Source organism: Alteraquisediminimonas sediminicola, from assembly GCF_019740335.1.
GTDB classification, from domain to species: domain Bacteria; phylum Pseudomonadota; class Alphaproteobacteria; order Sphingomonadales; family Sphingomonadaceae; genus Alteraquisediminimonas; species Alteraquisediminimonas sediminicola.
Window position 1 is genome coordinate 17,851 of sequence record NZ_JAHXZS010000007.1, and the last position, 22,255, is coordinate 40,105.

24 protein-coding genes are annotated in these 22,255 nt (G+C 59.3%); 8 read left to right on the forward strand and 16 right to left on the reverse strand.

Annotated elements, in window-relative coordinates; all coding sequences use genetic code 11:
• Positions 1-62 precede the first annotated feature (62 nt).
• The 6 genes from K6117_RS12580 to K6117_RS12605 all read right to left on the reverse strand — a co-directional run bounded on the left by K6117_RS12580 (position 63) and on the right by K6117_RS12605 (position 5,457).
• Positions 63-644 carry an RNA polymerase sigma factor gene (locus tag K6117_RS12580; RefSeq protein ID WP_221795714.1) on the reverse strand — a complete coding sequence of 194 codons (582 nt, stop codon included), beginning with the start codon at positions 642-644 and terminating at the stop codon, positions 63-65.
• A 63-nt stretch (positions 645-707) separates the two neighbouring features.
• Complete coding sequence (locus K6117_RS12585; protein WP_221795717.1) at positions 708-1,379, reverse strand: class I SAM-dependent methyltransferase; 672 nt, start codon at positions 1,377-1,379, stop codon at positions 708-710.
• A 6-nt stretch (positions 1,380-1,385) separates the two neighbouring features.
• Complete coding sequence (locus tag K6117_RS12590; protein ID WP_246605085.1) at positions 1,386-2,045, reverse strand: hypothetical protein; 660 nt, start codon at positions 2,043-2,045, stop codon at positions 1,386-1,388.
• A 13-nt stretch (positions 2,046-2,058) separates the two neighbouring features.
• The gene (locus tag K6117_RS12595) at positions 2,059-2,826 is read right to left on the reverse strand and encodes an SDR family NAD(P)-dependent oxidoreductase (RefSeq protein WP_246605086.1); all 768 of its coding nucleotides are present in this window, start codon (positions 2,824-2,826) and stop codon (positions 2,059-2,061) included.
• Complete coding sequence (locus tag K6117_RS12600) at positions 2,810-4,891, reverse strand: AMP-binding protein (protein WP_221795720.1); 2,082 nt, start codon at positions 4,889-4,891, stop codon at positions 2,810-2,812. Before K6117_RS12600 ends, K6117_RS12595 begins: the two co-directional genes overlap by 17 nt.
• On the reverse strand, positions 4,888-5,457 hold the full coding sequence (locus K6117_RS12605) for a thermostable hemolysin (RefSeq protein ID WP_221795723.1): 570 nt from the start codon (positions 5,455-5,457) through the stop codon (positions 4,888-4,890). The genes K6117_RS12600 and K6117_RS12605 overlap by 4 nt, the downstream gene beginning before the upstream one ends.
• 176 nt (positions 5,458-5,633) lie before the next feature.
• On the opposite strand from K6117_RS12605, the gene K6117_RS12610 reads away from it, so the two are divergent.
• Together K6117_RS12610 and K6117_RS12615 are read left to right on the forward strand one after the other, a co-directional pair.
• Entirely contained in the window at positions 5,634-7,208 is a 1,575-nt protein-coding gene (locus K6117_RS12610) for a CYTH and CHAD domain-containing protein (protein ID WP_221795726.1), read from the forward strand.
• Positions 7,209-7,370: 162 nt separating this feature from the next.
• Positions 7,371-7,913, forward strand: a complete 543-nt coding sequence (locus tag K6117_RS12615) for an OmpA family protein (RefSeq protein ID WP_221795729.1) — start codon at positions 7,371-7,373, stop codon at positions 7,911-7,913.
• 187 nt (positions 7,914-8,100) lie between these two features.
• On the opposite strand, the gene K6117_RS12620 is transcribed toward K6117_RS12615, so the two are convergent.
• A complete protein-coding gene (locus tag K6117_RS12620) occupies positions 8,101-8,385 on the reverse strand; it encodes a hypothetical protein (protein ID WP_221795732.1) in 285 nt (94 codons plus the stop codon).
• A gap of 439 nt (positions 8,386-8,824) precedes the next feature.
• Here K6117_RS12620 and galU point away from each other — a divergent pair, with 439 nt between their 5' ends.
• Positions 8,825-9,691 (forward strand): UTP--glucose-1-phosphate uridylyltransferase GalU, encoded by an 867-nt coding sequence (gene galU / locus K6117_RS12625; RefSeq protein ID WP_221795735.1) that lies wholly within the window; start codon positions 8,825-8,827, stop codon positions 9,689-9,691.
• 6 nt (positions 9,692-9,697) lie between these two features.
• On the opposite strand, the gene ribA is transcribed toward galU, so the two are convergent.
• Together ribA and K6117_RS12635 are read right to left on the reverse strand one after the other, a co-directional pair.
• The gene (gene ribA, locus K6117_RS12630) at positions 9,698-10,768 is read right to left on the reverse strand and encodes a GTP cyclohydrolase II (protein WP_425514718.1); all 1,071 of its coding nucleotides are present in this window, start codon (positions 10,766-10,768) and stop codon (positions 9,698-9,700) included.
• Positions 10,765-11,562 carry an exodeoxyribonuclease III gene (locus K6117_RS12635; protein ID WP_221795740.1) on the reverse strand — a complete coding sequence of 266 codons (798 nt, stop codon included), beginning with the start codon at positions 11,560-11,562 and terminating at the stop codon, positions 10,765-10,767. The genes ribA and K6117_RS12635 overlap by 4 nt, the downstream gene beginning before the upstream one ends.
• Before the next feature lie 137 nt (positions 11,563-11,699).
• On the opposite strand from K6117_RS12635, the gene K6117_RS12640 reads away from it, so the two are divergent.
• Together K6117_RS12640 and K6117_RS12645 are read left to right on the forward strand one after the other, a co-directional pair.
• The gene (locus K6117_RS12640) at positions 11,700-12,335 is read left to right on the forward strand and encodes an ankyrin repeat domain-containing protein (RefSeq protein ID WP_246605087.1); all 636 of its coding nucleotides are present in this window, start codon (positions 11,700-11,702) and stop codon (positions 12,333-12,335) included.
• 29 nt (positions 12,336-12,364) lie between these two features.
• Entirely contained in the window at positions 12,365-13,639 is a 1,275-nt protein-coding gene (locus K6117_RS12645) for a L,D-transpeptidase family protein (RefSeq protein ID WP_221795743.1), read from the forward strand.
• A 63-nt stretch (positions 13,640-13,702) separates the two neighbouring features.
• Here the strand turns inward: K6117_RS12645 and K6117_RS12650 are convergent, their stop codons facing one another.
• From K6117_RS12650 to K6117_RS12675, 6 genes are all read right to left on the reverse strand, one after another.
• On the reverse strand, positions 13,703-14,314 hold the full coding sequence (locus K6117_RS12650) for a murein L,D-transpeptidase catalytic domain family protein (RefSeq protein ID WP_221795746.1): 612 nt from the start codon (positions 14,312-14,314) through the stop codon (positions 13,703-13,705).
• A 118-nt stretch (positions 14,315-14,432) separates the two neighbouring features.
• Positions 14,433-15,746, reverse strand: a complete 1,314-nt coding sequence (locus K6117_RS12655) for a methyltransferase family protein (RefSeq protein WP_343211791.1) — start codon at positions 15,744-15,746, stop codon at positions 14,433-14,435.
• 75 nt (positions 15,747-15,821) lie between these two features.
• Positions 15,822-17,174, reverse strand: a complete 1,353-nt coding sequence (gene accC / locus K6117_RS12660) for an acetyl-CoA carboxylase biotin carboxylase subunit (protein ID WP_221795752.1) — start codon at positions 17,172-17,174, stop codon at positions 15,822-15,824.
• Positions 17,175-17,187: 13 nt separating this feature from the next.
• The gene (gene accB, locus K6117_RS12665) at positions 17,188-17,655 is read right to left on the reverse strand and encodes an acetyl-CoA carboxylase biotin carboxyl carrier protein (protein WP_221795754.1); all 468 of its coding nucleotides are present in this window, start codon (positions 17,653-17,655) and stop codon (positions 17,188-17,190) included.
• A gap of 44 nt (positions 17,656-17,699) precedes the next feature.
• Positions 17,700-18,140 carry a type II 3-dehydroquinate dehydratase gene (aroQ, locus tag K6117_RS12670; protein WP_221795757.1) on the reverse strand — a complete coding sequence of 147 codons (441 nt, stop codon included), beginning with the start codon at positions 18,138-18,140 and terminating at the stop codon, positions 17,700-17,702.
• A 77-nt stretch (positions 18,141-18,217) separates the two neighbouring features.
• Positions 18,218-18,880 (reverse strand): HAD family hydrolase, encoded by a 663-nt coding sequence (locus tag K6117_RS12675; RefSeq protein ID WP_221795760.1) that lies wholly within the window; start codon positions 18,878-18,880, stop codon positions 18,218-18,220.
• Positions 18,881-19,046: 166 nt separating this feature from the next.
• Between K6117_RS12675 and K6117_RS12680 the strand changes: the two genes are divergently transcribed.
• On the forward strand, positions 19,047-19,235 hold the full coding sequence (locus K6117_RS12680; RefSeq protein WP_221796115.1) for a YnbE family lipoprotein: 189 nt from the start codon (positions 19,047-19,049) through the stop codon (positions 19,233-19,235).
• A gap of 8 nt (positions 19,236-19,243) precedes the next feature.
• On the forward strand, positions 19,244-19,648 hold the full coding sequence (locus tag K6117_RS12685; protein WP_221795763.1) for a DUF1318 domain-containing protein: 405 nt from the start codon (positions 19,244-19,246) through the stop codon (positions 19,646-19,648).
• Positions 19,649-19,760: 112 nt separating this feature from the next.
• Here K6117_RS12685 and K6117_RS12690 read toward each other — a convergent pair whose 3' ends face one another.
• Positions 19,761-20,480, reverse strand: coding sequence for a TorF family putative porin (locus K6117_RS12690; protein ID WP_221795766.1), 720 nt, complete (start codon positions 20,478-20,480; stop codon positions 19,761-19,763).
• A 430-nt stretch (positions 20,481-20,910) separates the two neighbouring features.
• On the opposite strand from K6117_RS12690, the gene gltX reads away from it, so the two are divergent.
• The gene (gltX, locus tag K6117_RS12695) at positions 20,911-22,248 is read left to right on the forward strand and encodes a glutamate--tRNA ligase (protein ID WP_221795770.1); all 1,338 of its coding nucleotides are present in this window, start codon (positions 20,911-20,913) and stop codon (positions 22,246-22,248) included.
• The last annotated feature ends 7 nt before the right edge of the window (positions 22,249-22,255 follow it).

Consider the following 22,255-nt stretch of genomic DNA (forward strand, 5'->3'; position numbering starts at 1 on the left):
CTTGATCCATTAAACGAAAGCCCCCTTTCCAAAAACCATGACGCCACCGCGCCGCAACCACCTCATGTCGAATCCGGATTATTGAGCGCCCGCAGCAAATATTTCATCGCGGTCGCCATGTGCTTTTCCACCGCGCTCCGGGAAATTCTCATTGCCTCAGCCACTTGGGCGTGACTTTGCCCCTCGATCCGGTGACGACGAAAAACCTCGCCCGCCCGCGCTGGCAATTGCCGCAACGCCTCACGCACCCGCGCGAGTTCGATCTTGTCGCCCAGTGCCTGTTCCGGCGAAGGACCGGGATCGACCGCAACAACGCCCTCTTCCGCGACCATCACATCGCTATAGGCCGCCTCGCGCCCCCGGCGACGAATGCGTTCGCGCACCAGATCATTGGCAAGGTTAAGCGCCATGCGATGCAGATAGGCGCGGGGATTATTGATCTCATTATTCTCTGGCGATCCATTCTCCACGACACGCGCATCGGTAGTGGCGAGCTTCAACCATAATTCCTGCAGCAGATCCTCCGCATCCGTCCGATTGCCAAGCCGCGCCGACAACAGCCGCAGCAGCGACGCCGCGCAGTCGTCGAAATGGGCCTTTAACCCGGCGCTTGGTGCCGCCGCAGGTTGGTCATGCGATTCCACGCGTCATTCTTAGCACGATCCATCGCCACCGCTAGCCTTTGAAAAAGCAACAGGACCCACCGATCAATCGGGCGTCACCATCGCCAATAATCCCGGCACCGCACCCGGCAATGTCACCGGCAGGATACTGATCTGGCTGGTGCCCAATCCCCCCTCCAATAATGCCGCCCGCATCCCTTCCGCATCGAACAGGCGATGGGTGGGGGAACCCGCAATTTTCCAGTGGTTCATCGCATCGGCGCTGGTGACATAGATCACGATCCGGCCACCGGGCCGCAGCACCCGGCGCAATTCCGCCAGCACCTTGGGCGCATCATGCCAGAAATACATGACATTGCTGGCCAGGATGCGATCGAACATCCCCACTTCAAATGGCAGTTTTTCAAACACGCCCTCGCACAGGATCAACCTGCCCGCCCGCACCGCCGCGCGGTTTTTGCGGCTGGCCTGACGCAGCATCATGGCCGACTGATCGAGGCCATAGACCATGCCATTGCCGACCTGCGGCAATATCAGCGCGAGCGCATCGCCCGGCCCGCAACCCAGATCAAGCACCCGATCCCCTGGCTGTAGATCGAGCGCATCAACGCCCAGCCGGTTGGGACGGCGATTGGCCAGCCCCATCAGCCACCCGACCAACCGGCCTGCCCATCCTTGTGGATGGGCAAGCTGGCGGGCAAAGCCATGCCAGAATTGCTGTTGCACGGATGGCTGGGTCACGGATGGCTGCGGCACTGGCGCTTATTTACCCAATTTGCCGATCAGCGCCCGCACTTCGGCGCGACGACCGGCATCCCAGATCGGGCGATTGGGATCGCTTGGCGCCTGCAACGCCTTGAGCAAATAGCTCTTGGCCGGGCCGGTCTGGCCTTGGAGATTGAGAAAATCACCATAAAAATAATTGGCGTCCAAACCATTGGGGTCCTGCGCCAGCGCCGCCAGCAAAAAGGCCTTGGCCTTGGTCACATTACCAAAACCGATCGGAAAGCCCGGCACGCGATAATAGAGCACGCCAAGGCTCATCGGCACTCCGCCATTGGCCGCTTTGGCATCGATCTTGCGCGCCTTTTCCAGCATATCGCGCGACTTGGTGGCATAGCCCATGCGCTGGAACATGCTGGCGGTGCGCGCTTCTTCGCTGGTGATGATCCCCTGCCACAGCAACGGTTCGGCATAGGTCGGATATTTGGCTGCAATCGCCGCCGCCTGATGCGACAACGCATCGAACTGGGTGAATTGCTGGTCCTTATCCGGCACACGGAAACGAATACGCGCCCAATCTTCGCTCAGATGATTGATCTGGGCATCCATGGCCGGATTATTGGACGCAAAGGCCACCTGATGCATGGCAAGGCTCGCCAGCATCAAACCGGCCATCCGCAGATTTTTCAAAAACGTCATGGCAACTTCCTTGTTATTGATCTGATGAAAATAATTGGCGTCCCTGCGCCGTCTGCCCGGCAAGCCCGGCATCGATCAGGCGCGGGAACAGGGCGTTCAGGCGCACGAACAGCCGTTCGCGAAAACCGATGAACGTCTCTTTGCGCCGCTTGAGGATCGCCTGCACAATCCTGTCGGCAACAAATGCCGGGTCATCGGGATGCATCTTGGTCATTTCCATGAAACGCATCACGGCGGCATTGTTAAAGGCCGTCCGCACGGCACGCGGCGCAATATAGCTGACATCCACGCCAAGGCCCGCCATCTCCCGGCGCAAGCCTTCGCTCAAGCCCCGCACACCCGCTTTCGCGCTCGAATATGCAGCGAAAAACGGATAGTTGATCGACCCCATCACCGAACCGATATTGACGATATGGCCGGATTTACGCTTGATCATCTGTGGCAGCACTGCCCGGGTCAACGCGGCGGGCGCAATCAGGTTCACGGCATAGCCCAGCCAGATATTCGCCTGATCCTGCCGTTCATATGGACCGAAATATTGAAAGCCCGCGATATTCACGAGCATGTCGACCTTGCGCGCACCAAGGGCATCGCCAATGCTGGCCAAACCCTGTTCGGACGAAAGATCGGCAATGATCGTCTCGTCACAGGCGGGGCAATCGACCCGGTCGATCCCGATCAACCGTGCGCCATGCGCGCGCAGCCGGGTCGCGACCAGCGATCCGATGCCGCCCGCCGCGCCCGTCAGGACGATCTGTTTTCCTTCAAGCTGCAAGATCATTCTCCATGGAAATGGATGCAAACACGCCGCCGAACAGGCCGAACATATCCCGCGCCATATCGATGATGGCCTGCTGGTCCTCGGCATTGTCGAGCTGGTTCATCAGCCCTTCAAAAAAGCGCAGATGGTCCTGATCCAGCGCACCATGCGACGTCAGATAGGTAAAGGCTTCTGGTGGCAGCCCCAAGGCCTGTTGCACCGCGCCTGCGCCATGGCTGGCCATGGCGACGCTTGTGCCTTCCAGCACATAGACCATGCCGAAAAATGCCGCCGGATTGCCATTGCGGATCACGTCATAGGCATGATCGACCATCGCCTTGGTGGCGGGCGCGGGCGCACTGGCCCCGGCCCCCGCGCCATTGCCGCCCGCCGCATCGATATCCGCGAGAATCCAAGCCTCATGCCCGGTTTCTTCGGCGATATATTCATCCAGCGCCGCGATCAGTTCGGGCCGATGCGACAGCCGCGCACGCGCTGCCTGCATCAAAGGCACGGTGTGGCGCACATGGTGATAGGCTTGGGTAAGATAGTCGATATAGGCCTGTCGCGTGATCTGCCCGGCCAGCCCGGCATTCAATTGCGGCACCATGAGAAATTGCTGCTGTGCCTCACGGGTTTCCGCCACCAGTCGATCATAAAAGGGCAAGGCTTCGGCTCCTTTCAAATAGCATGACGCAATATCGGCGCGTTTCAGCCGGCCATTGCCGGTCAATTGGCCGTTCATCGGGGTAAAGGGGGCGACCAGTCGTACATGGTCGACCTGCGCATAAGCGGGCAGTTGCGCATTGGCCGCCGCCACCGCCGCCGCGACATCTGCACCCGCGTTGGCAGGCACGATCAAGGCGCCAAGGCGCGATTGATGGTCGCCATGCACCATGGCCTGCGCGATGCCGGGCTGCGCCAACAGCGCGCCCTCGACCCATTCGGGCGAGATGTTGCGACCAAAAGACGTGATGATCAGGTTCGACTTGCGCCCTTCGATCCACAACCGTCCTTGATCGTCGATCCGCCCGATATCGCCGCTATGCAATATTCCCGGCGCCTCTGCCTCGCCAATTGCGCCGAGATAATGGGGGCCGATCAGGATCACCTCGCCATCATCCGCGATGTCGATGCGGTTGAGGCCAAGGCTGCGACCCACGCTACCGCGACCTTCGGCGCTGGCGGCATCGGCGTCGCTTTCCAAGGTCACGACCGATGCGCATTCCGTCAGGCCATAGCCCTGCCGCACCGGCAGGCCGAGCGCGACCGCCCGTTCGATCAATGCTGGTGCGAGCCTTGCCCCGCCCACCGCCAACAAGGTCAACGCAGGCAATCTGATGCCGGTCATCTCCATCACCGTCACAAGTCCGGTCAGATATTCCGGCACCAGAATCAGTGACGTGATCTGCTGGTCACGGATGACATGGATCATTTTCAGAAAATCTGGGCGAAAGGCCTCGGCCAGCCCGATATCAGCCTGTGGCAGCGCGACATATGTCCCGCCCGCCAACATCGTCGCATAAAAGCCCGCGACATTTTCCAGTAATATGCCGGGCGGCAACAAGGCAAGATGACGGCCCGCATGATGACTGCCAACCCCATCGACCACCGACTGCGCAACGCTGAACAGATGATCCGCCGACAGGCAAATGCCCTTGGGCGTGCCGGTCGAACCGGAGGTAAAGCTGATCTTGGCGGTGTGATCTGGCAGGCGCGCCGCCGCATGAGGCAGTGGCACGATCTCGCAAAAATGTGCCACATCGTCCGTTGCCGCCAACATCGCCTGCGCCCCGGAATTGACCAGCGCATGTTCGCATTGGGCGGGGGTGAAGAATGCGGGCAAGGGAATGGCCGGGATCGCCGCCTCGATCAGCGCGAGGTCGATGATGCAATGGGCCATGCCATGATCGAAGCGCGTGGCCACCGGCCTGCTTGTATCTGGAAAGCGAGCGCGCAGCACCTCCGCCACCCGCATTACCTGCGACCGCAGATCGGCCCAACTCAGTTGCTTCTCGCCATCAATCGCCAGTACATCCGGGATATTCGCGGCATGGGGCCGCAACGCCTCAACCATAGCCTTCATGCAGTGCGCGCCTTCAAACGATTGGAAAAGCGGGCAAGACAGGCCTGACCATCGGCAATCGAACTCGCGCAAATGATCGGGTCTTGCCTATAATATTGGCCCCATTGCCGCGCGGATGCGCCGAGGCGCGCCGGATCAGCCCGGCCAAGCTCCGTCAACTTCACCCCCAAGCGGCCAAACATGCCGCGCAAGGGCGCGGTCAGCACCGCCACCGCGATTTCGGCTTCATGGCCAAGGTCATTCGATGCCTCGGCCCAAAGCGCGATCATCGCCGGGGCAGTCTCCGCCGCCATATTGCCAATCTCGACAATATGGCACCGCGCATAATCACGACCAAAGGCCGAGCCGACCGCTTGTTCGACCGGCACATCAAGATAATTTTCGAGAAACAACGGCCCCGTATCGGCACGGCGATAACCCAGCCCTGCGCCGACCTTGCACCCCGCCGCATAGCCGCGAAACACAGGGTAGCCGAGATCCGGCACCGCGCCATGTTCCTGCGCGTAACGGGCGCTGATCAATTCAACTATCGCAGTGCGGTCCATCGTTTTTTCCTTCAGGTTCATGGCTAGGACGCCACGACCCGACCGCCACCGCAGTCCATGCCGATGAATTTTTTAAAAGGGCCGCCCCTTGTCGTCCAAATCGGGGGCGCATCTTATTTCCCAAGACATTGTCATCTTTGTGATACACATCCGCATCAAATAGCATTTCGACCCATAAGGGACAGGGCAGGCGCGCAATGTCGATTGAGCGGGAAATCGAGATCAAGCTCATCCTCCCTGATGGTGATCCTGCGCCATTATTGGCGCTTGCGCCTTTTCGGCGCGCACCCCGCATCCTGCATTTCCACACCCGATATTATGACACGCCGGATTGGAGCCTGAGTCGGGCCAGAGCGATTCTTCGCATCCGTTGTTCGGGCGATCAGATCATCCAATGCGTCAAAATGCCGGCCAGCAATGCGCGACCGACCGATCGGGCCGAATGGGAACGACCGTTAGAGTCCGATCAATTGGCGCTGGAACTGCTGCCCCCATCACCGCGCCATCGTCTGGAGCAGTTGATCAATGATCAGCCACTGCGCCCCTTTGCCACACTCGAAGTCACGCGCCGCATCTGGATCGTGGCGCATCGCGGGTCACAGATCGAAATGGCGCTCGACAGCGGCACGATCAACGCCAATGGCCAGCAGGTACAAATTGCCGAGCTCGAACTTGAACTGGTTGATGGGCGGGTGGACGACATGATCGATTTCGCGCTTGGCCTGCCGCTCGGTCCCGGTCTTGCTTGGTCGATGTGCAGCAAGGGCGCGCGCGCGCACATGACCGCACGCGGGTTACACCCTGCCGCCATCAAGGCCAGTCCCGTCACTTTGTCGCCCCACCTCACTTCCGCACAGGCCTTTCAGGAAATTGCATGGCACTGCCTGGGTCATCTGCTTGGCAATTACAGGCTGGTGATCGACATGGGCGATGCCGACGCCCTGCACCAAAGCCGGGTGGCGATTCGACGGATGCGCGCGGCGTGTTCGCTCTTTTCATCCATGCTCAACGATGCGCCTTCACGCCTGATTCGGGCCGAACTCCGGGCGGCGGCCAGCGCGCTCGGACCTGCGCGCGATCTTGATGTCCTGATCGCCCGCATCCATGAAGATATAGGCGCAGTAGCTGATTATGCGCCGCTCATGGCGCAGTTGGAACAACAGCGCCGCGCGGCTTATGAACATGCCACCGCCCTGCTCAACTGCGCATCCTTCCAGCGACTATTGTTTCAACTCGCCGCATGGATCGAGAATGGCGCATGGCTGAACGGCTTGAAAGCCATTGATTCAGTGGAACAGGATTTGCCTGTCCCCATCGCCAGCCCCAATCTAGCCAGCACTTGCGCGCATGAACTCCAATCACGCTATCGCAAGGTGAAAAAGGCGGGACAACATTTCCAACAGCTCGACGCACCCGGTCGCCATCAATTGCGGATCGAGATCAAGAAATTGCGTTATGCGGCGGATTTTTTCGGCTCGCTCTTTCCCGGATCGGCGCAATGTGATGAACAGCGCAAGCCGCATCAGGCTTTTGTCGATGCGCTCACTCGGCTGCAAGACCTGCTTGGCGAACTCAATGATCTGGCAACGGGGCGCGAAATCGATGTCGGCGCCATGGACAGCATCAACGAGATCGAACAGGCGCGGCTGACACTGATGCTGGATCAGGCGCTACGCACCTCGGGTCGGACGGAAAAGCAACTCATCAACGATGCCACACATGATTTGGACCAAGCCCTGCACCTGCCGCGTTTCTGGCGCGATCAAGCGTAGCGTCGCATTCGGGCGCCATGATTGGCCCGCCAATGTGCCAATCATCAACCCATCCTGACTGAAAAAAAACGACATTATTCAAAATTTATGAATATGCGCGCGCCAAAAATGGATTATGGCAGATGCCGTTATCAATTTCGCTGATTGTCACAGGAGCCATTTATGAAGTTTCATCTCCCCTTGATCGCCATGTCGGCAATTGCCCTGTCTGGCTGCGCGACCGAAAAATACGTCAATACGCGCGTTGCCGATCTCGAAGGTCGTCACGCTGCCCGCCTTACCGCCGTTGAAGGCACGGCCCAAGGCGCACTCGACCGCGCAAATGCGGCCTTTGGTCTGGCAGAAGGCAAGTTTGTCTTCTCGACCGTGCTGAATGCCGATCAGGTCAAGTTCGATGGCGGCAAGGCTGTCATTTCGGAAGAAGGCAAGGCATATCTGGCCCAGCTGGCTGAACAGCTGAAAACCGAAAACAAGAATGTCTTTCTTGAAATTCAGGGCCATACCGATTCGGGCCAAACCGCTGAGAAGCGCCTCGCCCTTGGCCAGCAGCGTGCAGAAGCCGTGCGCCTGATCCTCAATCAGCAGGGCGTTGCGCTCAACCGCATGTCGACCATTTCTTATGGCGGCACCGCACCGGTTGCCCCGAACAACACCGCCGAAGGTCGCGCTTTGAACCGTCGCGTTGTAATCATCGGCGTCAAATAATCTGAAAAGCCGGGCGCGGTCGAGATCATTCTCGCCCGCCCGCTTGCAGGTCATTGGCCATAAAAGGCCGGGGATATCGATGATGTCTCCGGCCTTTTTATATGGCCGAAAAAGCGCCCAGACATAAAAACGGCGCCAGCGGGATGATCCGCACTGACGCCGTCTTCAAACGCAGGTGGCGCGCCGATTAACGCAGCTTGCGCACATCCTTCTTCGACAGCGACGTCACCGCACCGCCCTCAACAACGGTCAGCGTGTCGGCAGGCACGGTCACAAAGCGTGATTCGAAGATGATCTTCACCGAACCATCGGCGTTGACGCGATCGATCGTGCCAAGGCGGACGGCATTTGCATCGCGCAACACCTTACCAGCACGAATCTGAGCAACAGCAGCAGGCGCAGCGGCGTCCTGCGCCAGAACCGGGGTGGAAGCGAGCAAGATCGCGCCAGCGATCGACAATGTGATGCGCATAATAATTCCTTCTTCGTGACGGATAAGATGCATGAGATGAAACCCAGCACCCGGAGATCTGTGCGCATATTGCAATGCAACATTCGCTAAGCAAGCTCACTAAATACCCCCTGCATAGTGTCAATTCGCATTTGAGGTGTCGTAATTGCATTATTAACAACTGAACCAATTTCGTCCCCGCTCGAGCGCGTCGCCTTGGCGGATAAGGCGGCATTGGCCGTTCGCTGGCCCCGGCGGAAACCACGCCTTGGCCGGGGCAAATGGGGCAGTCCAAAGCAGGTCGCCACGTATCGCCCTAAAATCACGCTGACCGACGGATATTGCGCCAGATTGTCCCCTGCAAATATTTCTCGCGCAAATCTGGGCATATTGTATTGCACAATCTCCACGCCCGATGCATCCGCATCGCTGTCAGATCATTCTGCCGGAGTTTTGATGCATGCCGCCTCGCGTTCGTAAAGCCGTCTTCCCCGTTGCAGGCCTTGGCACCCGCTTCCTGCCCGCCACCAAATCGGTGCCGAAGGAAATGCTGCCGGTCGTCGATCGGCCCTTGGTCCAATATGCGGTGGACGAGGCATTGGAAGCCGGGATCGAACAGCTGATCTTCGTCACGGGCCGGGGCAAGATGGCGATCGAAGACCATTTCGACGTCGCCTTCGAACTCGAAGCCACGCAGACCAGCCGGGGCAAGAAACTGAACGCGCTCGATGGCACAAGGATGAAACCGGGCAGTTGCGTGTTCGTGCGTCAGCAGGAACCGCTCGGCCTTGGTCATGCGATCTGGTGCGCACGCGAAATCGTCGGCAATGAGCCGTTCGCGATCTTCCTGCCCGATGAATTCATGGTCGGCGCGCCCGGCTGCATGAAACAGATGGTTGATGCCTATGACAAGATCGGCGGCAATCTGATCTGCGCGCTGGAAGTCGACCCTTCCGAAACCCACAGCTATGGCGTGATCGATCCGGGCGCGCGCAATGGCGCGCTGACCGAGGTCAAGGGTCTGGTGGAAAAGCCCGCCCCCGGCACCGCGCCCTCCAATCTGATCGTGGCGGGCCGCTATATCTTGCAGCCCGATGTGATGCGCATCCTCGAAAACCAGGAAGCGGGCGCTGGCGGTGAAATTCAGCTCACCGATGCGATGGCCCAGATGATCGGTTCACAGGCCTTTCATGGCGTGACCTTTGATGGCGATCGTTATGATTGCGGATCGAAACTGGGCTTTGCGCAGGCTAATCTCGCGCTGGCGATGTCGATGCCGGATATTGGCCCGGCGTTGAAGGATTTCGCCCGCAAATTGGTGTGCTGATCGCACTTAATCGAGCATATGCCCGGTACGATCCTTCTTCGTCGCCAGATAGGCGGCGTTGAACGGGTTGGACGGCAATTGATGCGGCACGCGCTCGGCCACCGTCACGCCCATCGCTTCCAGCACAGCAACCTTATTGGGATTGTTGGTCAGCAAGCGCACCTCGCTTTGCCCCAATAAGGCCAGCATCCGCGCCGCAATCCCGAAATCGCGCGCATCGACCGCCAGTCCCAGCCGGACATTGGCATCGACGGTATCGAAACCCTGATCCTGCAACGCATAGGCGCGCAGCTTGTTGATCAGGCCAATGCCGCGCCCTTCTTGCCGCAAATAGAGCAAAATCCCCCAGCTCGCCGTCGCCATTTCATGCAACGCCGCGTGCAGTTGCGGCCCGCAATCGCATTTGAGCGACCCGAACACGTCGCCGGTCAGGCATTCGCTATGCAGTCGCACCACCGGCAGGCTGCCATCCGGCTGGCCGATCACCAAAGCGACATGCTCGGACGCATCCGATGCGCCGCGAAACGCGATAATCTCGCACTCGGTCGAGGCTTCGACCGGCAGGCGGGCACGGGCCGCGATGAACAGATCGCCCGCATCGGCATAGCCCGCGATCTCGTCCACGGTCACCGTGACGGCGACGGCGACATCGGCCCCCGTATCTCCCCAGAAAAATGCCGGCAGCATCCCGGCATGACGCGCCAGCCGCATCGCCGCCGCCGCAATCGCCTCTTGTTCCAGCGCCACCGCGCGAAACGGGCCTTTCAACGGGGTCGCAAGGTCCAGCACCGGATCGGCCATCGCCGTCGCCACATCAAGGTCGATCCATGGCGCGCGGTCGACCAGCACGGCGCGATCCGGCTCGGCGGCCTCGATCTGGTTGGTAAGGCGCAACGTCTCTGCCCGCCCTGCGGAAATCAGGATGCGCGCCGGGGTCTCTGGCTCAAATGCAGCCAAGCGCTGCGCATCCGCCGTCTCAATCGCCAGCAGATCCACCCCGATGCCGCCCGCGCAAATCCGCACGGGCCAACCCCGGCGAATGGCGTCAATCGCTTGGGCGGGATGGCGTGACATCAGTCGACCTTGAACGTCGTCATGATCGGAATGTGATCGGAGGGCTTGCCCCAATTGCGGCAATCCTCGAACAATTGATGCTCGACCGCCTGTGCAGCGACCGAGGGGCTTGCCCACATATGATCGAGCCGCCGCCCCCGGTTGGACGCCTTCCAATCCTTGGCGCGATAGCTCCACCATGTGAACACATGGGCCGGTTCCGGGATGAACTTACGGCCAAGATCGACCCAGTCATGGCTTTGTTGCAAACGGGCCAATGCCTCGACCTCGACCGGGGTATGGCTGACCACACCCAATAATTGCTTGTGGCTCCACACGTCGGTCTCGCAGGGCGCGACATTGAAATCACCCACCAGCAAGGTCGGCTCATCCAGTTGCGCCGACCAATTGGTCATGCGCTCGATAAAGGCGAGCTTCTGGACGAATTTCGGGTTGGTCTCCGGGTCCGGCGCTTCGCCGCCCGCCGGGACATAGACATTTTCAAGCCGGATGCCGCATTCCAGTTGCGCGCCGATATGCCGCGCCTCGCCATTATCCTGCCAGTCATGGCGATTATCAGCGACCATCGGCACGCGCGACACAATCGCCACGCCATGATGCATCCGCTGGCCATTCAACACCTGATATTGATAGCCGAGCTTGTGAAACATCTGCGCCGGGAAATCACGGTCGATCACTTTCGTTTCCTGCAAGCACAGCACATCGGGGCCGACCTCCTGCAAGAAGCGCTCGACAATATCGAGCCGGAAGCGGACCGAGTTGATGTTCCAGGATGCAATCGAAAGTTTTTGGGACATGGCGGATGCCATAACCACAAAATGGGACCTATTGCCATGATTGAATTTTGTCGCGTTTAGATCCAGTGACGTTCATGATACATGCAGTTGGCACACGCTATCATGATCGCCACAGATTGATTTACAGGGGTAAGCACATGGGAATTCGGATCGGACAGCTGCGCAAGGTGCGCGTGGCAGCAGCCCTTATCATGGGCCTTGCCATGTCGGTCGGCCCGATGGCGACGATCCCGGCTTATGCCCAGTTTTCCGAAAGCTATAAATTCCTCAAGGCCGTGAAGGATCAGGACGGCCAAAAGGTCACGGATATGTTGAGCAGTTCGGCATCGACCCTGATCAACACGCGCGATGTGACGACGGGCGATTCCGCCCTGCATCTGGTGATCCAACGCCGGGATGCAAGCTGGCTCAGCTTCCTGCTCTCCAAGGGGGCCAAGCCCGATATTCGCGACAAGGCAGGCAACACCCCGATCTTGGCCGCAGCGCAGCTCGGCTTTGTCGATGCCGTGCCTATGCTGGTCAACTACAAAGCCGATGTGAACAGCACCAATGGCCGGGGCGAAACCGCGCTGATCATCGCGGTGCAGCGGCGTGATATTGCGCTGGTCCGCCAGTTGATCAGCCTTGGTGCCAATCCTGCGTTGCGTGACACGGTCATCGGACTTTCGGCGCGCGATTATGCCGAGCGCGACAAAAGATCGGGCGCTATCCTGAAAATTCTTGATGAGGCCAAGCCCGCGGTGGCCAAGCCCGTCTCTGGACCCAAGTTCTGATTCACCGATATTTCTGGGACATGCCGTTGATGAAGCGTATGAATTTGAACATATCGGCCTTGGGAACGTTGATACTGGCCAGTCTCGCCGTCAACCTTGCCGCCGTTCCCACTGCCCGCGCGCAGGACATCGACCCCGAAGGCGTGCGCGAAGCCACCGTGCCGGTCGAAACACCCGCCGAACTGGCCGCGCCGACCGTGCCGCCACCCGCCAATGAACTGTGGACGACGGCCTCGCTCGATGTCTTGATGGCGGTGATCAAGGATGTCGCGTTGGAAGGGCTGAACCCCGCCAGCTATGCACCGGACAAGCTCCGTACCGCGATCGATTCCGGCGATGCCGCCATCTATGGTCCACTCGCCACGCAGATATGGCTGCAACTGGCGCATGACTTCGCCTTTGGCCATGCCCCGGCGGCGGCCCGGCTTGATTGGCACATGGACACGCTCGCAGGCGATCCGAATGAGGCGATGACCTCGCTGAACAATGCGCTCGCCACCGGGCAATTGCGCGCAACATTATATGCCCGCCTGCCCAATAGCCCGCAATATCAGGCACTCCGGGACATGCTGGCGAAAACCCCGGCCAGCAAGACCGAGACCATCGGCCAATTGCGGGTCAGCATGGAACGTTGGCGCTGGATGCCGCGCGATTTCGGATCGTCCTTTATCTTCGTCAACGTCCCGGCGTTCAATGTCGCTTTGGTGCAGGACGGGCGCGCACTTGCCCGCCACAGGATCATCGTCGGCAAGCCCAAAAACCCGACTCCGCAATTGTTCGTGCAGGCGACCGGCGTCATCATCAACCCGACATGGACGGTGCCGCAAAGCATCATCCGTGAAAGCGTGGGGGAACTGGTCACGCGTCACCCAAAAAAGGCGCGCGCCCAAGGCTATGTCACAACGATCGTCAACGGCCAGATGCAGGTGGTGCAAGGGCCGGGCCCCAGCAATGCGCTGGGCGCGATGAAGCTGGTCATGCCCAATCCTTATTCCATCTACCTCCACGACACCCCCGCCAAGTCGCTATTCGAAAACAAGGTCCGCGCGTTCAGCCATGGCTGCATCCGCACGGATCAGGCGCTGCGTTTCGCATCGGTGATGCTGCGCGAGGTGCCGGGCTGGACGCGGGCCAAAATCGATCAGACGGTAGCGGGCCGCAAAACCACCAAGGTCGACCTGCCCCGCCCGTTCAACGTACTCATCACCTATTTGACGGCGGTGGCAGAGGATAATGGGAAATTGAAAACCTATCCCGACATCTATGGCCGAGACATACCCGTGCTGGAAGCGCTGGACGATTAACGAAAAACGCCGGGCAGATGGATATCCATCGCCCGGCGTTTTTATCTGATGCGCTGAATGCGCTTACAGCTTGGTCGCGTACAACAATCGGCCCGGACCAAGCCGGTCCAGCACGCGCGGCAAATCATGCTCGGCAAAGGCGAAACAACCTTCCGACCGCCCGATCTTGCCCTTGTCGCGCGCCATCTCATCGCTGACATACCATGCGCCATGCACGACCACGGCACGCGCCTCGGCATTGCTGTTGCTATGTTCCAGCCCCATCAACCGCATCGATTGGCCATGTTTCCCGGTATAATAATCCCCGGTGAGATAGGCCCCCGGCGATGATGCCAACGAACCGGGATCATTCGAAAATTGCTGTACCCAGCCGGTATGGCTTGGGTCCGACCCACGGCCATGGGCGACAAGAAAGCTCGTCACCTGACCCGACATCATATCGACGAGATAGAAACGCGGGTCACGCGATGCGGCGGCAAAATCGGTGACACCGACCACATCACGGTAACGCACCACCCCGGCATTCGCATCAAGCGCACGCCGCGCGATACGGATAATCCGGCTGTTGTCAGACCCGATCATCGGGCCGACCGCCCAGCTTGGGATCGCAGGCAATGCCGCTGCTGCTGCCAGCGACGCAAAACCCCGACCTAAAAATTCGCGACGATTCACCATCTAGAGCTTCGACCTCTGTCTGCATGAACGAGCCTGTTCAAACACTGCAATAGCAGAAAGTGCCGATTCGGGCCAGTCATCTGTCGTAATAATGGCGCGCCTCGCCGGATTCACCCTCCTAAACCGCGTCACCTACCGCCGTGCGATAGATCGGTGCACGCATTCCCATGGCCCGCCGCAACCGGCCAATCAGGCGTGGCACCGGCCCATGGCGTTCCATCCAATCGGCATAAGCGACATATTGCGGATCACGGAGCAAATGCCGCTCTTCAGTCCGCGCACGCCAATAATAGACGCCGCTCACCACGGCCATCAAGGCGCAGGCGCGGATCATATCGACCCAAGTACCGGTCGTCAGCAGCGGCATCATCGACAGCCACCAGAACAGATTCTTCGACACATAGGCCGGGTGCTTGCTCCACGCATATGGCCCATGAGTCAGAATACCGCGATGGGTCAGATTGGAAAACCGCAGGCCGAACACCATCGTCGCCCATGCGTAAATCGCGGTCAGCACCACCAACGCACCACCGACCAACGCCAGCAACCACGGATGACCCGCCAGCCAATAAGTCCATTCCGCCGTCCCCGGATGATAATCGAGCGGTCCGCCATCGCCCATCAGGATAAAGGGCGGATAGCAGATCAACGCCGCCACCCAGCCGGCTGCATAGGGATTGGCGGTGCGAATATGCGAATCGAGCGGCTTGCAGGTCAGGACATAGCCGACCGTGGCAAAGGCCACATCGAACAGGAACATCATCGCGATCAACCAGCGCGAGATGCCGACCGGATCGGTGATGCTGTTGGATTCATGCCAGCGGATCATCTCGGCCCAGTTACCCGGCACAATCGCGATCATGAACGCGGTGAAAAACGCCTTCACCCCCCATGCGCGCAGATGATCATAGAGCAATTCATCATCAAGAGGATCATGCCGCCGCAACAACCAGCGGCCAAAGACCAGCAAGCCATCCTTGGGGCTGGTCATCCGCCGATCAACGAAAATAACATAAGGGATCGACAGGATCAGCATGAACGGCAAGGCCGCGATCAGCAATTCCATCACGGCCAGATAGGCATCACGCCAATACCAGCGCCCCATGCCGTAAAAAACGGCAATCAGCGCCCATGTGGCCCATAGGCCCAGCAACTTGGTGACCGCACTATCGAATACATCGCCCCAAGGCCGCCCGGCCCCGTCCCAATCCATGCCGGTCGATGGGTTGCGATGGACCTTATCCATCAGCACCGACCACAAGATCATCGGCACGCCACAGGCGAAAATCGCGATTGTCGCCGCATAAGGCCCATCCATGCGGTGAAGATGGGCGACCAATATCCAGCCGAGCAACCCGGCCAACCCCGCCAAGCCAACGCCATGGCTGACGGCGGATATGGGGCGCGGGTCTTGATCGGCACTATCGTTCACGGTTCGCCTCATTTCAGGTGCGGATGGGCATTGCCCACCCGCAATCTGATACCATCAAGCCGTGAACAAATAGGATCAGGCCTCATTATCCTTGGCCAACCATTCTTCCAGCCATTTGATCGTATAATCGCCAGACTTGAATTCGGGATCTTCGATCAATTTCTGGTGCAATGGGATCGTCGTCGTCACGCCCTGAATCACAAATTCTTCCAGCGCGCGCTTCAACCGACGGATGCAGCCATCACGGTCGCGGCCATAGACGATCAGCTTGGCGATCATGCTGTCATAATATGGCGGCACGCGATAACCTGCATACAGGCCGCTATCGACCCGTACATGCATCCCGCCCGGCGCATGAAAACCGCTCACCAACCCCGGCGACGGCGCAAAGGTGCGCGGATCTTCGGCGTTGATGCGGCATTCAATCGCATGGCCACGGAATTGCAATTCTTCCTGACGGACCGACAAGGCCTCACCACCGGCGATTCTGATCTGTTCGCGGACAAGATCCATGCCGGTGATCATTTCGGTCACCGGATGTTCGACCTGCAAACGGGTGTTCATCTCGATGAAGAAGAACTCGCCATTTTCGTAAAGGAATTCGATCGTGCCTGCGCCGCGATAACCCATATCGGCCATCGCCTTGGCGACGATGCCGCCCATGCGTTCGCGCTGTTCGGCGGAAATGACCGGTGACGGCGCTTCTTCCAGCACCTTTTGGTGGCGGCGCTGCAACGAACAATCGCGTTCACCGAGGTGGATCGCATTGCCCTTGCCATCGCCGAACACCTGAAATTCGATGTGACGCGGATCACCGAGATATTTCTCGATATAGACCGTGTCATCGCCGAATGCCGCTTTGGCTTCCGACCGGGCCTGGCTGATCAATGTTTCCAACTGATCTTCCGACGGCACGACCTTCATGCCACGCCCGCCGCCACCCGATGCGGCCTTGACCAGCACCGGATAACCGCAGCGATCCGCGACTTCGCGCGCTTCCTCGATGGTGTCGACCGCACCCGGCGAACCCGGCACCAATGGCAAGCCCAGCGCACCAGCGGTCCGCTTCGCCTCTACCTTATCGCCCATCGTGCGGATATGTTCCGGCTTTGGCCCGATCCAGATGAGATTGTGCATCTCGACGATTTCGGCAAAGCGCGCATTTTCCGACAGGAAGCCATAGCCCGGATGGATCGCATCCGCGCCGGTCACTTCTGCTGCCGAAATGATGTTCGGAATGTTGAGATAGCTATCGGCGGCCGCCGGCGGGCCGATGCACACCGCCTGATCGGCAAGGCGCACATGCATGGCGTCGGCATCGGCGGTCGAATGGACCGCCACCGTCTTGATCCCCATTTCATGGCAGGCGCGATGGATACGCAGCGCGATTTCGCCACGATTGGCGATCAGGACCTTCTTGATCGTCATATCAAGGGGCCTGTTATTCAACGACAATGAGCGGCTGGTCGAATTCGACCGGCTGACCAGATTCGACGAGGATCGCCGTCACCTTGCCCGCGCGCGGCGCAACGATCTGGTTCATCACCTTCATGGCTTCGATAATCAGGACGGTATCGCCCTGCTTGATCGTATCGCCAACGCTGACGAAATTGGCCGCATCAGGTTCCGGCGCGAGATAAGCCGTGCCGACCATCGGCGATTTCACCGTGCCGGGATGATCGCCCGCAGGCGCCGCCGCCACAGGGGCCGCAGCCACCGCCACGGGCGCAGCCGCCACAGGTGCAGCCACTGCCACCGCAGGAGCCGCCGTCATGGTCCGCGCGACGCGGATCTTGCGATCACCGTCCTCGACCTCGATCTCGGTCAGCTGAGTTTCGTTCAGCAGCTCCGCCAACTGGCGCACCAGTGCGGGATCCACCTGCATCGAACCGGCATTCTTATCGCTCATTCGACCCCCGAATGTAAAAAATCGTCATGTGTTTGACGTTATGGTCAGAGCCATACCGCCGCTTGCAGCGCCAGCGCGTAGCCCATTGGACCGAATCCGGCAATGGTTGCCGTTGCTGCCTGCCCAACAAAACTGTGATGACGGAATGATTCCCGTTGGTTCGGGTTGGATAAATGCAGCTCGATCACCGGCACGGAAATCGCTTTGACCGCATCCAGCAGCGCGACCGACGTATGGGTATAGGCCGCCGGATTGATAATCACCGCCTTCGCACCACGGGCATGGGCCTCATGCAGCCAATCGACCAGATGGCCTTCATGGTTGGACTGGCGCACATCGACCTCAACGCCCAGTTCAAGCGCCTGATCCTCCAGCCGCCCGGCAATATCATCCAGCGTGTCATGGCCATAAATGGCCGGTTCGCGCGTGCCCAGCAGGTTGAGATTAGGCCCGTTCAGCACGTAAATCAGCGGCCTGTCAGCCATATTATCGTTCCTCGTTACAAGCGTGCGTCCCATAAATGGGCGCGCTTATTTTCAAGCGTGACGCGCATCATGCCCGATTACCACAGGATTGGCCAACCTTGTTCTGCTGCAAGTGCGGCCATTTTCGCATCCGCGTTGACGGCATAGCCCTCATCCGCCCATTCCAGCACGGGCCGATCAGAGGGGTGATCGGAATAAAAACGCACATAAATCTGATCGCGCGCCAGAGCCTGCGCCGCCAGCCAATCCTCGATCATCCGCAATTTTGCCGGGCCATAGCAATTTTCGCCATCGATCCATGGCAGGATCATATTGCCATTATCCCGGCAGCTACGCGTCGCAATCGTCTCGAATCCGAGCAATTCCCCGACCGCCGTTGCGTAATAGGCATAGGATGCCGTCGCCATGACCATGCGATAGCCCTCGGCCCGATCCTGCGCGATCCGCGCCAGCGCCGCATCGAAAAGGCCATCCGCCGCCAGTTGCGCGGCGAAATCTTCCGCCACCTCGGCCAAGCGCGCCGGATCTTGGCGCGGCCCCAGCAACAATCGGTGCATCAATTCTTTCAATCGCGCGCGATTGACCAGCTTCAGGCCATAGCCCAGCAGGAGAAAACCCACCAACGGCCACAATAATTGCCGTGCAGGCGCCACCCGCATCCCCGCAAAACGCAGAAACCCCGGCAAGGTCGCATGCCGGGTGATGGTCTTGTCCATGTCATAAATCGCAAGCTTTTGCATATCATACGCTGTGCCAAGCCCGAACCGTGCTGACAACATATTTCGCGGATTAGGGAATATCCGAGACCGCAATTGCCAGCCAGCCGTTCAGCCTAATGAAAGCGGCGCACTGCTATCCATGCTTTGATATTGACGAACGGTCGGTTCGATGCGTAGCGTTACGGGCATGCAAGGAAAATTCGCTCTTTTGCCCATGATATGCGGCATCGCGCTCGCCGGGTGCATTCAAGTGTCGGCACCCGATAAGCCCATCGAAATCAACCTGAACATCAATATCAGGCAAGAAGTGATGGTGAAGCTCGAAAAAGATGTCGAGACGCTCATCACCGATAACCCGGAATTATTTCCGCAATGAGGTTGAAGATGGACCGGAACAAGACATTATTGACCAAGTCGTTGTTGGCAGGCGCACTCTCCCTCAGCCTTGCGGGCGGCGCGATAATGGCATCGGCGCAGGGCGTATCCGCCATCGAAACCGCCAAGTCGCAAGGCGTGATCGGGGAAACATGGGAAGGTTATATCGACTTTGCCAAAACCCCGTCCGACGCGGTGCGTGACGAGGTCGAGGCCCTGAACATCAAACGGCGCGCGGCCTATACCCAATTGGCCAGCCAGCGCGGCGCGACGGTACAGGAAGTGGCGTTGAAAACCGCCTGCCAGATTTTCGCGGCCAAGATTCAGGTGGGGCAGGCGTATTTGCTGCCGGACAAGATCTGGCGGGTGCGCGAAGGCGCCAGCCCGATTGCCCGTCCGGATTATTGCAACTGACCTGAACGTATCTCATCGACCGCAACAAAAAACGGCCCGGCATCACTGCCGGGCCGTTCTTGTTTGTGCGGAAGGCGGCCCCTGTAAGGCCGCCCTCCATTAAACGAGGCTATTAGAACGCAACGCCGAGCGACAGGACAACGCCCGCCTTGGCATTGGAATAAAGGCCCGACAGAACGTCGGTCTTCGAGATGTCGGTATCGACATAGGACAGGCTCGCGCTGACTGGGCCGAGCGTGGTTTCAGCACCGATCTGCCATTCGTTGTACGACGTGAAGCCGAGATCCTGCACGCCGAAACGGCCACGCAGGGTGAACGGGGTCGTCGGCACCGGTGCCGACACTTCACCATAAGTGTAGATCAAGTCTTCATTGCCGGTCGCCTTACGCGACGGGGCCCAATTGGCGCCAACCTTGACCGCAGCCACACCGAAGTCATGCTTCAGCGACGTGCCGACTTCCATATAGTCAGAATCGGTGCCGTTGTCCGAATCCGCATAGATGAAGAAGGTCGAATTGATGTCGAAGGTCGTGCCCGGCGCGATTTCGCGGCCATAGCCGATGTAAAGATCGACTTCAGCATCGCCATAGGTTGCGGTGTCCTGCAGGTTCGACACCCAGGTACCAGCATAAAGACCGGATTCATGGCTGAGGGTCAGCGTGCCCTGTGCAGCCGGATCCTTGTCCGTGAGCGAAACACCGCGGAAGCGATAGTCGGAAACAGCGGTTGCGCCGCCGGTCGCCGAGATGCCGTTACCAAGATCGATAGCTGCGGCTGCCGGGGTAGCCACGGCGAAAAGTGCGGCCGAGAGACCAATGAGAGAGGTGCGCATATTATATTCCTTAAGATGTTGGTCGCGTTTCTGCTCATCCTACATCCGTTGCGTTGGCATCTATCGATCAACCATCAACTGGTCGTGCGTGCCGTTTTGCGCATCGGACCCCCTCAAGATGCGTAATTTTCCGCAATGCACAATGCTTTTATGACACCGACAGGCTGGTTGAGGGTCAAATCGGGTAAATTTACCAGCACATGTTGCCATATTGCAACAAAACCCCGCCGATTTGCCCGAAACTGCCGTAAAGTGCGCTATTTGCTGATAATCCGGGCATCACAACGCACATCAGCCAATAATGCGCCTCCCTTCATCAAAGGGCGATATGTGCCAATATATACGCAGTGCATCATGGCTATTTCATCCGATGACAGGAAGGGTGACGGGGCGGGTGACGGGACGGGTGCAATCGGCTAACAGCCAAAGAATGATCAAAACACGCTTCGCCCCCAGCCCGACCGGCACATTGCATATCGGCAATATTCGCACCGCCTTGCTGAACTGGATGTTCGCGCGCCAACAAGGCGGGCTATTCCTGCTGCGGCTGGACGATACCGATGCCGAACGCTCGACCCAGGCATTTGCCGATGCGATCATCGCCGACCTTGGTTGGCTTGGTCTCAAACCCGATGATCAGGTCCGCCAGTCCGACCGCTTCGCCTTATACCAGAAGCGCTTTGACGAATTGCGCGACAAGGGCCGGGTCTATCCTTGCTATGAAAGCTCGCAAGAGCTTGATCTCAAGCGCAAGGTGCTGCTCGGTCGCGGCCTGCCGCCGATTTACGATCGTGCTGCGCTGCAACTGACCGATGCCGACCGCGCCGCGCTGGAGGCCAGCGGCATCGCGCCGCATTGGCGGTTCAAGCTCGATCAATCCACCCCGCTGATTTTCGACGATCTGATTCGCGGTAGCCAGCGCTTCGATCCGGCGCTCTTGTCCGATCCGGTCATTCGGCGCGGCGATGGAAGCTGGCTCTATATGTTGCCCAGCGTCATCGACGATGTCGACATGGGTATCACCCATGTCGTGCGCGGCGAAGATCATGTCACCAACACCGCGCTCCAGTTGCAAATGTTCGAGGCGCTGGACGCCCCCGCCCCGCGCTTTGCCCATGCCGCCTTGTTGACCGGCGAAGAGGGTAAATTATCCAAGCGGCTCGGCTCACTCGGCGTCGATCATTTCCGCGACACAGGGATTGAGGCACTGGCAGTCAAGGCGCTGCTCGCCCGGATCGGCACGAGCGACCCGGTGATCCCGGTGGCCGATATGACCGCGCTGAATGAGAGCTTCAACTTCGCGCATTTTGGCCGCGCCCCGGCCCGGTTCGACGAAACCGAACTGGCCGCGATCAACGCCCGCATCCTGCATTTGCTGCCTTTTGAAGCCGTGTCCGGCCGCCTGCCCGAAGGCATGGATGCGCAAGCATGGGCGGCGATCCGCCCCAATATTTCCACGCTCGGCGATGTCGGTATATGGTGGAGTCTTGTCCGCCACGCCCCCGCAAATCCGAACATCGACCCGGAAGATCGGGCCTATCTGGCGGATGCCGCCGATATTGCCGCAACCCTCGATTGGGCATCGGACCCTTGGCACGGCCTGACATCAAGGCTGAAGGACAACTCGGGCCGCAAGGGCAAGGCGCTGTTCCTGCCGCTGCGGCGCGCGCTGACCGGGCTTGACCATGGCCCGGACATGGCGGCGCTTCTGCCTCTCATTGATCAGCAGGATGCGGTAGCCCGGTTGCGCAACAATAGTGCAGCATAATCATTAA